Origin of the sequence: Streptomyces capoamus, assembly GCF_014654935.1 — a bacterium.
GTDB lineage: Bacteria > Actinomycetota > Actinomycetes > Streptomycetales > Streptomycetaceae > Streptomyces > Streptomyces capoamus.
Map to the genome: position 1 here is coordinate 27,941 of NZ_BNBF01000008.1, position 10,034 is coordinate 37,974.

Annotated in this window: 14 protein-coding genes and 1 pseudogene; 7 read left to right on the forward strand and 8 right to left on the reverse strand. The window is 69.6% G+C overall.

Annotated elements, in window-relative coordinates:
* Positions 1-192: 192 nt before the first annotated feature.
* Both dcd and IE312_RS14705 read left to right on the forward strand, forming a co-directional pair.
* Complete coding sequence (dcd, locus tag IE312_RS14700; protein WP_103814803.1) at positions 193-768, forward strand: dCTP deaminase; 576 nt, start codon at positions 193-195, stop codon at positions 766-768.
* Between the two features lie 13 nt (positions 769-781).
* Positions 782-1,285, forward strand: a complete 504-nt coding sequence (locus tag IE312_RS14705) for a phosphoribosyltransferase (protein ID WP_189981884.1) — start codon at positions 782-784, stop codon at positions 1,283-1,285.
* Between the two features lie 72 nt (positions 1,286-1,357).
* Here the strand turns inward: IE312_RS14705 and IE312_RS14710 are convergent, their stop codons facing one another.
* From IE312_RS14710 to IE312_RS14730, 5 genes and pseudogenes are all read right to left on the reverse strand, one after another.
* Positions 1,358-2,425: a Yip1 family protein gene (locus IE312_RS14710; RefSeq protein ID WP_189981887.1), complete on the reverse strand. Its 1,068-nt coding sequence runs from the start codon at positions 2,423-2,425 to the stop codon at positions 1,358-1,360.
* A gap of 99 nt (positions 2,426-2,524) precedes the next feature.
* Complete coding sequence (locus IE312_RS14715) at positions 2,525-2,779, reverse strand: hypothetical protein (protein ID WP_189981890.1); 255 nt, start codon at positions 2,777-2,779, stop codon at positions 2,525-2,527.
* A complete protein-coding gene (locus IE312_RS14720; protein WP_189981892.1) occupies positions 2,776-3,027 on the reverse strand; it encodes a hypothetical protein in 252 nt (83 codons plus the stop codon). Before IE312_RS14720 ends, IE312_RS14715 begins: the two co-directional genes overlap by 4 nt.
* Before the next feature lies 1 nt (position 3,028).
* A pseudogene (locus IE312_RS14725) lies at positions 3,029-3,292 on the reverse strand (peptidoglycan-binding protein); the annotation flags it as partial.
* Positions 3,238-3,519 carry a hypothetical protein gene (locus IE312_RS14730; RefSeq protein WP_189981894.1) on the reverse strand — a complete coding sequence of 94 codons (282 nt, stop codon included), beginning with the start codon at positions 3,517-3,519 and terminating at the stop codon, positions 3,238-3,240. The gene IE312_RS14730 and the pseudogene IE312_RS14725, both read right to left, overlap by 55 nt.
* 274 nt (positions 3,520-3,793) lie before the next feature.
* Between IE312_RS14730 and IE312_RS14735 the strand changes: the two genes are divergently transcribed.
* The 4 genes from IE312_RS14735 (at position 3,794) to IE312_RS14750 (ending at position 6,118) form a co-directional block, all read left to right on the forward strand.
* A complete protein-coding gene (locus IE312_RS14735; RefSeq protein ID WP_189981896.1) occupies positions 3,794-4,423 on the forward strand; it encodes a VWA domain-containing protein in 630 nt (209 codons plus the stop codon).
* Between the two features lie 77 nt (positions 4,424-4,500).
* Positions 4,501-5,100 (forward strand): hypothetical protein, encoded by a 600-nt coding sequence (locus tag IE312_RS14740; RefSeq protein ID WP_189981899.1) that lies wholly within the window; start codon positions 4,501-4,503, stop codon positions 5,098-5,100.
* A gap of 17 nt (positions 5,101-5,117) precedes the next feature.
* Positions 5,118-5,693, forward strand: coding sequence for a hypothetical protein (locus tag IE312_RS14745; RefSeq protein ID WP_189981902.1), 576 nt, complete (start codon positions 5,118-5,120; stop codon positions 5,691-5,693).
* 152 nt (positions 5,694-5,845) lie between these two features.
* On the forward strand, positions 5,846-6,118 hold the full coding sequence (locus IE312_RS14750; protein WP_190045861.1) for a hypothetical protein: 273 nt from the start codon (positions 5,846-5,848) through the stop codon (positions 6,116-6,118).
* Between the two features lie 364 nt (positions 6,119-6,482).
* On the opposite strand, the gene IE312_RS14755 is transcribed toward IE312_RS14750, so the two are convergent.
* Positions 6,483-6,866: a hypothetical protein gene (locus tag IE312_RS14755; RefSeq protein WP_189981906.1), complete on the reverse strand. Its 384-nt coding sequence runs from the start codon at positions 6,864-6,866 to the stop codon at positions 6,483-6,485.
* Between the two features lie 277 nt (positions 6,867-7,143).
* Positions 7,144-7,323 (reverse strand): hypothetical protein, encoded by a 180-nt coding sequence (locus tag IE312_RS40070; RefSeq protein ID WP_229899859.1) that lies wholly within the window; start codon positions 7,321-7,323, stop codon positions 7,144-7,146.
* Between the two features lie 107 nt (positions 7,324-7,430).
* Between IE312_RS40070 and IE312_RS14765 the strand changes: the two genes are divergently transcribed.
* A complete protein-coding gene (locus tag IE312_RS14765) occupies positions 7,431-7,757 on the forward strand; it encodes an antibiotic biosynthesis monooxygenase family protein (protein ID WP_030342372.1) in 327 nt (108 codons plus the stop codon).
* Positions 7,758-7,881: 124 nt separating this feature from the next.
* Here the strand turns inward: IE312_RS14765 and IE312_RS14770 are convergent.
* A partial coding sequence (locus IE312_RS14770) for a (Fe-S)-binding protein (RefSeq protein ID WP_229899756.1) occupies positions 7,882-10,034 on the reverse strand: 2,153 nt, incomplete at its 5' end.

Below are 10,034 nucleotides of genomic sequence, written 5' to 3' on the forward strand. Positions count from 1 at the left end.
CTGGTCCGGTGCCCGCGCTGCGCCCGGCTCCGCAGTGCCGTGCCGGTCGTGCTGGAGAAGCGGTAGCCGCGAGAGAAGCGGTGGAGGCGGCCGGCCGGCGGTACGGCGACCGGCTGTAGCCGGGCTGTCACACTGGGCGCGCGGGGTTGTCGTGATTGCGACGGCTCCGTGCGCCTTGCGTATCCTCGCTACGTGCTTCTCTCAGACAAGGACATCCGGGCCGAGATCGACGCCGGGCGGGTACGGATCGATCCCTATGACGAAACCATGGTGCAGCCGTCGAGCATCGACGTGCGGCTGGACCGGTACTTCCGGGTGTTCGAGAACCACCGGTACCCGCACATCGACCCCTCCGTGGAGCAGGCCGATCTGACCCGGCTGGTCGAGCCCGAGGGCGACGAGCCGTTCATCCTGCACCCCGGGGAGTTCGTGCTCGCCTCCACGTACGAGGTGATCACGCTGCCTGACGACCTCGCCTCCCGGCTGGAGGGGAAGAGCTCGCTGGGGCGGCTCGGGCTGGTCACGCACTCCACCGCCGGGTTCATCGACCCCGGTTTCAGCGGCCACGTCACCCTGGAGCTGTCCAACCTCGCCACGCTCCCGATCAAGCTGTGGCCGGGGATGAAGATCGGGCAGCTGTGCATGTTCCGGCTGACCTCGCCCGCGGAGCACCCGTACGGCAGTGAGCGCTACGGCTCCCGGTACCAGGGGCAGCGCGGGCCGACCGCCTCGCGGTCCTACCTCAATTTCCATCGGACCCAGGTGTGAGGGCGACGACAGCATGAGCAGCGCAGACGTGCGGGAGAACCTGACCTACGAGCGGTTCGGGACCGCCATCCGGGAGCTGGCGCAGACCATCGCCGACGACGGGTACGAGCCGGACGTCGTACTGAGCATCGCCCGGGGCGGGGTGTTCGTCGCGGGCGGGCTCGCCTACGCCCTGGACTGCAAGAACATCCACCTGGTCAACGTGGAGTTCTACACCGGTGTGGGGACGACCCTGGAGATGCCGGTCATGCTCGCGCCCGTGCCCAACGTGATCGACTTCTCCGACAAGAAGGTGCTGATCACCGACGACGTCGCCGACACCGGCAAGACGCTCAAGCTGGTGCGCGACTTCTGCCTCGACACCGTCGCCGAGGTGCGCTCCGCGGTGATCTACGAGAAGTCCCACTCGCTCGTGAAGTGCGAGTACGTGTGGAAGCGCACCGACGAGTGGATCAACTTCCCGTGGAGCGTCGAGCCGCCGGTGGTGAAGCGGGCGGGGCAGGTGCTGGACGCCTGAGACGTCCCGGTCGTACGCGAAGGGCCCCCGGCACGGCAGCCGGGGGCCCTTCGCGGGGTCGTCACCGGGCGGTCAGAACGTGCCCAGCTTCACGATCGACAGCAGGGCGACCAGCTGGATCGCCGACGCGCCCAGCGCCTTGGGCCAGGGCAGGTCGTGGGAGCGGGAGACCATCAGGGTCAGCAGGGCGCCGGCGCCGATCCAGGTGGCCCAGCCGAGGAGCTGGACGAAGCCCGCGTCGCCGCCGAAGAACATGGCGACGATCAGACGGGGCGCGTCCGTGAGGGCCGTGATCAGCATGGACAGGCCCACCGTGGGCTGCCAGGCCCCGTCACCGCCGAGCTGGCGGGCCAGGGTGTGGGTGACGACACCCAGGACGAACAGGCCGAGCACCATCACGACGGCCGTGATCAGCACGATCGGCACCGCGTTGGACAGCGTCGCGCTGATCGCGTCCTGGCGGGCGCCGTCGAAGCCGAAGACCGCGAGCAGGCCGTAGAGGAAGGTCACGAGCAGGGCGGGCGCCCACATCGTGTAGTCCCGCATGCGCAGGAACGTCTCGTTCGGGGACAGGAGGATCCCCTTGAGCAGTTCCTTCCAGTGCAGGGGCGGCCCGAGCGGCGCGGCGGGCCCGGCGGCGGCGCCGGCGTGGTAGGTCGCGCCCTGGGTGTAGCCGGCGGCCTCGTCGACGGAGAAGGCCTGGGTGTGGCCCGGGTTGTTGGCCGCGTACGGGTCGTGCGCGCCGTGCCCGGGGTCCGGGTAGCCGCCGTCGCCGAAGTACTCCGGTCCGTCGTCGGCCGGCCCGGGGTGTCCGTACGACTGTCCCCGCTGCTGGTACGGCGGCTGCGGCGCCGACGGGTAGCCGTACGAGGGGCCCGGGGCGCCCGGGGCGCCCGGTGTGCCCGCGGGGCCCGGGCGGCCGTACGGCGGCCGGCCGTACGACGGCCCTCCGGGCTGAGCCGGGCCGTGCCCGCGCCCGTACGACGGTCCGTGCTGCGCCTGTTGTCCTTGGGGGGTGCGGTTGTCCCGGCCCCCGCGTCCGATCCTGAATCCAGCCACGTCATCGAACGTACCCGGTCCTGAGGGCCGATGCGCCGGGCCCGGTGGTCCGGGCCCGGCTTTGCGGCCGACCTGTGACATCCCCTAAGGGGCCGTCAGCACCCGCGTCGGGGTTTCCTGGGGGTCGCCGGGCGTTCGGTCCGCGAAGCCGCCCTGACCTGCGGGCCGCCCGCCGCCGGGTCATCTGCCGACCGCCTCCCACAGGGTCACCGCGAGGGCCGTGCAGGAGACGACCGCGGCCAGTGACGGCAGGGGCCAGCGGGTGCGCTCCAGGGCGTCGAGGCGGTCCTCGTGGTCGCTCAGGGTCTTGTCGGTCTGGTCGGCGCGCTGCAGGAGGAGGGCCAGGTCACCGCGGGTGGTGGCGAAGCCCACGTCCACCGAGCGGCGCAGGCGCTCCAGTTCCAGCGCGACCCCCTCACCCGGGTACGCCGTCACTGCGCCTCCTCCTCGTCCCGGCCCTCGTCCTGGTCCGCGTCCTCCTCCTTGCGCAGCCACCGCGGCAGTGCCTGCTCCACGGCGGCTGTCGCCATCAGCCGGCTGACCGCCGTCGCCACGGCCACCAGCACGGCGAACGCGGGCAGGTCGGCCAGCCGGGGGTCGCCGGCCAGCAGCGGGAGCGCCGACGCGACCGCCAGCAGGGTCTGGAACGCCGTACGGACGGTCCTGCGGGTCGAATCCGTCATGTCAGCCGGCTCCGTTCCCGTGGACCCGCGGTACGCGCAGCTTCGCCCAGCTTGTGCCGCCGGGGATGCCGTCCGCGTCGGCGCCGGTGTAGCCGAGCTTGCGCTGCCAGGCCGCGTACGAGCGGCGGTCCGCCTCCGTCCAGTCGGGGCCCGGCCCCCGGTCGTAGCGGCCGCAGCCCTCGGCCACCAGGCGCCGGCCCATCGCGGTGATCACCGGGCTGCGGCGGCCGGCCACGAAGAACGCCGGTCCGGGGAACGGCTCGTACGGGTCCGTACCGGTGCCCGTGCCGAGCGTATGGAGTTCCTGATCTGATTGAATTCCTGCTTCTTGTTTCCGGTGCCGGGAATCGAGGACTGGCCCATTGCGCGCAGTGATGTCCTGAGTTCATGAATGTCGCGATTTGCCTTCTCGGCAGATCCCTGTGCGGCCTTGATGCCGCTCTCGTGGGATTTTTCGAGGAACAGTGAATGCAGGCGCTCCTCCAGTTCCACCTGCTTCCGGCGAGCCTTCTCCTTGTCCGCCTCTGCGATTCGGCTCCACGTCACCTTCTGCGTGCCGCGGAAATTGACGCCCTTGTCGTCGACCTTCCGCAGGCTGTAGTCGATCTTCCCTTATCTGTGTTGTAGCCTGTGCGTCATGAGTCGTGAGGGCGGGTGTTCGGGGCAGAGACGGTTACACGACACGAAAAGGCGCCTGGCCGTTCTTGCCGCTTCTCGGCGGGCACGGGTGAGGCGAAATTCGGCGCGAGTTGTACTCGCGTTTCCGGTGGGCAAGCGGTATTTCCTGGAAAATCGGATGGCGGCCGACATCGCCCGCAGGGCAGTCTTGTTGGCATCGTTCCTTTCCGAAACGTCGGATGTAGACGTGTGGGTCTACACCTCGCGTGCGCATCAGTTGCCGCGACTGCGTCCCTCCGATGCCGTTGAGTGGATCGAGGACTGGGCGGTTCTGTCGAAGGATCCTTTGTTCACCGAGGATGCGGTGCCGAGGAACCGGCTGGCGGGCTATATGCGCCAGCACGGCCTGGACGGTGCAGGACGTGACGAGGATGTGGCTCTCGCAGTCAAAGACCTGGCTGGGAGGATTCCGGAGGACGGGGCACCTACTCTGGTGCTGTTCTGCCTGTGGGCCGCGCAATCAGACGGGCCGGAGTTGGCCGACCGGTTGCGCGAAGAGGCGGACCGTAACGTTTTCTGGCTCTTTCTCGGCGAGTACAGCGCGCAGGACTCCGTCCAAGAAGTTCTCCGGCGACTGCGCACGGAAGCACCCGACATCGCGAACGTCCGTCTCTACAATGGGTGGGACGAACTGGCCGACACGCCAGACTACTTCTTCTACAAAGGCGTGTTGAAGCCCTTCAGCCGCTGGTACCGAAGTGGGCGAAGACCGCGGTGACGGATGTCCTCGAGGGCGGCCTCACGTCTCGGTCGGGGGCCCGGCGAGGCGGTTCACGACCATCGAGGAGTGGGGGCATGAAGGAAGCCGTCGGAGGAGGGCGCTGGGGGTGGCTGAACGTCCTGGGGGTCGGTGTGTTCTTCGCAGCCGTACCCGCGGCTGCCGCGTTGCTGTACGAGCTGGCACAACGAGGGCCATGCGGTGGCCGGTTACAGGCGGAGTGCGACCTGGACACCAGCAATCTGATCATTGCCGTCGTCCTGAGCTGCGTCCTGGTGCTGGGGCTGGGCCAGTGGATCCTGCTCGGCTATCACTTCGCCTTTCGCAGACGCGTTCCGGCCAGACAGCTCCTCGCCACTTATCTCACCGTCTTCGGGGTCGCCCTGTGCGTGGGCATCGCGGTCACCCGGGAGTCGGCCGCCCCGGCCGTGGCATTCACGGTGATCGCCCTCGGGATCGCGGGCGGGGAAGCGGTGCGCCTCGTCCGCCTGCCGGACCGCCGTAACCCGCGGCTGCTGCTGCGGGCGGCCGATGTCCCGGCCGGCGCCGACAAGCGCCAGCAGAACGCCACACCGCGGACGGGGCCGCTGACCGCTTACGAGTCCAGGTACTACCTTGCGATGGCGGCCGGGTTCCTGACAGGCGCAGTGGTCGTCGGACTGCTGCTCGGCACTTGATGCGGAGGGTGTCCGGCGTGGGTGGCCAGAAGAGCTTCTTCTCCGGGTACCGGTCGCGCATCGTGCCGGTGCCCGACGAGCTGCGCGGGCGGGCTGTCGTCGTGGAGGCGTGGGGATGGCTCGGCAGCGCCGGCGGGTTCCAGGTCGTCGGGGTGACCCGGCCGCGGGGGCGCTACACCGAGAAGCGTGCCGGCCAGTCCGGGGCGATGCGCGAGAAGGCGCACATCCTTCTGGAGCCGGGGGAGTGCGAGGAGGTGCGCATCATTCGCGGTACGCATATGGCGGGCCGATGGAAGGTGCGGTTCCTGGACGCGATGTCCGTGCCGGCCATGCCGTCGAAGGTCCGCGGCGGTGCGTCACGGTTCTTCCAGTGCCCGGCACCGGGAACGCGGATCGCCGCGCAGTTCGGTGACGCCGGGGGGCGGCTGGGTCTCTACGACGAGCGGGGGCGGTGCATCCGTGTCCTCGCGGGCCGCGGTCATCGCTTCGACGACGTCGTCACCGTGCCGGATGTGAAGGGTCTGCTCGCGGTGGAAGGTCCGGAACTGAAATGGGGGCCGCTGACGAAGTGGTCCCTGGAGGTCATGAACTGACCCGCCGGGAGGCGGGTGGATGAGGGGGCGATATGGGTGGGCCGGCGATTCCTGTTGCCGTGATTGCGGGGTGCGTACTCTTCTTCGCGTGGCCGATCTATCGGCGGGGGCGTGCCTTGCGGACGCGTGGGCGTCGTGCGCGGGCGAGATGTGTGGCCACCCGGACCGAGAACGGTCGGACCAGGCTGTTGGTGCAGTTATCCGTCGAGGAAGGTTCCAACCGGATCGAGGTGGGCTTGTTCAAGTGGCCTCCCGTCTCGGTCGGTGGCGCGGTCGAGGTGGTCTACGACCCGCAGGATCTGAGCAATGTCCTGATGCCTGACGATGTCGGGACCGGCCGCGTCGCGCTGCTGCTGGCCATCGGCTCAAGCATGCTGCTCCTCTTCTGCGTGCTGGCGATCGTCATCACCTTCGTCACATGGTGATGGGTCCGTGCAGTCCGGCGCGGGCGCGCCGGAACGGCGTCCATGCTGCCGGTTTTCGGTGCGTCGCGGAATGAGTTCCCGGACACGGTGTGTTGTGCGCAACTGTCTGTTGACGGCGCATCAGGCAACGTGCGTCCGCCCGATCAGGCACGTGGGCGTGTCGTTCCCGGCCGGGGGCGGCGAGGGGGCGGGGCCGGCCTTCGTGGTGCGGTCGATCGTGAGGGCGACCTGGGGTGGACGCGAGTGGAAACCGCCGCCAGGAGGCCGAGTTGGCCCAGATCCTGGCGGAACTGCGGGACTGGTCAAGGAGTTCGGCGACGGGGGCGACGCCGGCACCGCCGGGACTTCTTCGATCACTGAGCGCTCAGGACAGGTCGTCCGAAGGGTGCGGACGCGCTGTCGGCGGGCCCGACGGATGCGCGTGCGGGCCGGGCGACCGGGACGCCGGCGGCTGCGGCACCGGTGTGCTCTGTGCCGGCGTCTGCGGGAACGGCAGGACCTTCGCGCCGTCCGCCGTCCGGGCCGCCGGATCCGTTCCGTCGGCCCGCCGCGCCTCGTGTTCGCCCCGGTCGCGCCAGCCCTGCCCGTATGCCCGGAACTCACGCCGCTCGATCTCCGACCGCGTGGTGACCACGAGGTCGGGAGGGAGGGGGCGACCCCGCAGGCGTTCGGCCAGCGTGCGCCGCAGCTCGCCCGTGGCCTCGACGTAGTCGATCCCGCCCGGCACCGCGCCCTCGTTGTTAGTCACTCGGCCCCATCCTCCCGCACCGCTCTCCCTGTGATCGAACATTTGAGCGATTACCCATCGAGAATAGCTTCGAGGATTTCGCCGGCTGGGTCGAGGACGTGATGCGCGCGCGGCTACGACATCGACAGCCCGCGCGGCGGCGGCAAGACCAAGCTCGCCGAGGACGCGGACGTGCACCGGGCGGCCGTCACCCGTCTGCTGCAGCGACAGAGCATGCCGGACCTGGACACCATGCGGGGGCTCGCCCGCGCCCTCGGCGTCCCCGTCCGGGACGTCCTCATCCGGTCTCTCCGCCGAGCAGGCGGCGGCGGCCCTGGGCATCCCGGAACACCTGCGCGCCGCGTTCGTGCAGATCACCGAGCAACTGCGGGTGGGGGCGGCGGCACCCTCGCCGGACGACGAGGTCGGGGAACAGGCGCGGTCCTGATTCCGGGCCGCCACCGGGCGTGCCGTCCACGGGGGAACTGGACGGCCGTCGCACGGCGGGCCTTCATGGCGCCAGGCCCGCGCCTCCCGGCCGGTGCCCCTTCTGACACCGGCCGCCGCATGGTCCAGGATGGGGCCATGAGCGTAGTGAAGATCAACGTGCTGACCGTGCCCGCCGAGCAGCGGGAGGTGCTGGAGCAGCGGTTCGCCTCGCGGGCCCACGCGGTGGAGAACTCCGACGGCTTCGAGTGGTTCGAGCTGCTGCGCCCCGTCGAGGGCACCGACCAGTACCTCGTGTACACGCGCTGGCGGGACGAGGAGTCGTTCCAGGCCTGGATGGAGGGGCCGATGAAGTCCGCGCACCAGGGCGGCGGCGAGGGCGGCGAGCGGCCGAGGCCGGCGGCCTCCGGCTCGACGCTGTGGTCCTTCGAGGTGGTGCAGCAGGCCGCGCCCAAGGGCGCCTGACGGACCGAGGGACCGACGGACCGACGGACCGAGGGACCCACGTACGGACGGTTCCCACGTACCGACGTACGACGGCGCCCCCTGCCTGTGCGGGTCAGGGGGCGCCGTCGGGCTCGGGGGGCGGTTACTTCACCGGCTCCGGCTCCGGCTCGCTCTCCGTCTCGGTCTCGCCCGCCGGGTCGACCGGCGTCCTGACCGAGTCGAGGAGCAGCTGGGCGACGTCCACGACCTGGACGGACTCCTTGGCCTTGCCCTCGTTCTTCTTGCCGTTGACCGAGTCGGTCAGCATGACCAGGCAGAACGGGCAGGCGGTGGAGACGATGTCCGGGTTCAGCGACAGGGCCTCGTCGACGCGCTCGTTGTTGATGCGCTTGCCGATGCGCTCTTCCATCCACATCCGGGCGCCGCCGGCGCCGCAGCAGAAGCCGCGCTCCTTGTGGCGGTGCATCTCCTCGTTGCGCAGGCCCGGGACCTTGCCGATGATCTCGCGCGGGGGCGTGTAGATCTTGTTGTGGCGGCCCAGGTAGCACGGGTCGTGGTAGGTGATGATGCCCTCGACCGGGGTGACCGGGACCAGCTTGCCCTCGTCCACCAGGTGCTGGAGCAGCTGGGTGTGGTGGATGACCTCGTAGTCGCCGCCGAGCTGCGGGTACTCGTTGCCGAGCGTGTTGAGGCAGTGCGGGCAGGTGGCGACGATCTTCTTCGCCGACTTCGGCTTCGCGGACTCCGCGACGACCTTGCCCTCGTCGTCCAGCTCCTCGCCGAACGCCGTGTTCAGGGCCATCACGTTCTCCATGCCGAGCTCCTGGAACAGGGGCTCGTTGCCGAGGCGGCGGGCGGAGTCACCGGTGCACTTCTCGTCGCCGCCCATGATCGCGAACTTGACGCCCGCGATGTGCAGCAGCTCGGCGAAGGCCTTGGTGGTCTTCTTGGCGCGGTCCTCCAGGGCGCCGGCGCAGCCGACCCAGTACAGGTACTCGACCTCGGTGAGGTCCTCGATGTCCTTGCCGACGACCGGGACCTCGAAGTCGACCTCCTTGGTCCACTCCAGGCGCTGCTTCTTGGCCAGGCCCCAGGGGTTGCCCTTCTTCTCCAGGTTCTTGAGCATCGTGCCCGCCTCGGAGGGGAAGGCACTCTCGATCATGACCTGGTAGCGGCGCATGTCGACGATGTGGTCGACGTGCTCGATGTCCACCGGGCACTGCTCGACGCAGGCGCCGCAGGTGGTGCAGGACCACAGCACGTCCGGGTCGATGACGCCGTTCTCCTCGGCGGTGCCGACCAGCGGGCGCTCGGCCTCGGCCAGGGCGGCCGCGGGGACGTCCTTCAGCTGCTCCTCGGAGGCCTTCTCCTCGCCCTCCATGGTCTTGCCGCCGCCGGCCAGCAGGTACGGCGCCTTGGCGTGCGCGTGGTCCCGCAGCGACATGATCAGCAGCTTCGGGGAGAGCGGCTTGCCGGTGTTCCAGGCGGGGCACTGCGACTGGCAGCGGCCGCACTCGGTGCAGGTGGAGAAGTCCAGCAGGCCCTTCCAGGAGAACTGCTCGACCTGGGAGACGCCGAAGACGTCGTCGTCGCCGGGGTCCTCGAAGTTGATCGGCTTGCCGCCCGAGGTCATCGGGAGCAGGGCGCCGAGGGAGGTCTCGCCGGTGGCGTTGCGCTTGAACCAGATGTTCGGGAAGGCCAGGAAGCGGTGCCAGGCCACACCCATGTCGGTCTTCAGGGCGACCGTGATCATCCAGATGAAGGAGGTCGCGATCTTCAGGCCGGCGAAGAAGTAGGTCAGGTTCTGCAGGGTGGAGACGTCCAGCCCCTCCAGCCAGGACACGACCGGGTACGAGATGAAGAACGAGGCCTCGTAGCCGTCCACGTGGTGCTGGGCGCCCTCCAGCGCGTGCAGCATGAAGATGCAGACACCGACGACGAGGATGACGGTCTCGACGAAGTAGGCCTGGCCGAAGTTGGAGCCGGCGAACCGGGACTTGCGGCCGGGCCTGCGCGGGTGGCTCAGCTGGCGGATCGCGATCAGGACGAGGATGCCGACGACCGTCATCGTGCCGATGAACTCGACGTAGATGTTGTACGGCGCCCAGTCGCCGAGGACGGGCAGGAGCCAGTCGGCCTGGAACAGCTGCCCGATGGCGTTGACGATCGTCAGCAGCAGCGTGAAGAAGCCCACGGCGACGAACCAGTGCGCCACGCCGACGATGCCCCAGCGGTTCATCCGGGTGTGGCCGAGGAACTCCCGCACCACGGTGAGGGTGCGCTGTGCGGGATCGT

Coding starts and splice junctions, on each gene's coding strand:
- IE312_RS14705 (WP_189981884.1), top strand. CDS start 782: ATGAGCAGCGCAGACGTGCGGGAGAACCTGACCTACGAGCGGTTCGGG.
- IE312_RS14710 (WP_189981887.1), bottom strand. CDS start 2,425: ATGTCACAGGTCGGCCGCAAAGCCGGGCCCGGACCACCGGGCCCGGCG.
- IE312_RS14720 (WP_189981892.1), bottom strand. CDS start 3,027: ATGACGGATTCGACCCGCAGGACCGTCCGTACGGCGTTCCAGACCCTG.
- IE312_RS14740 (WP_189981899.1), top strand. CDS start 4,501: ATGAAGGAAGCCGTCGGAGGAGGGCGCTGGGGGTGGCTGAACGTCCTG.
- IE312_RS14765 (WP_030342372.1), top strand. CDS start 7,431: ATGAGCGTAGTGAAGATCAACGTGCTGACCGTGCCCGCCGAGCAGCGG.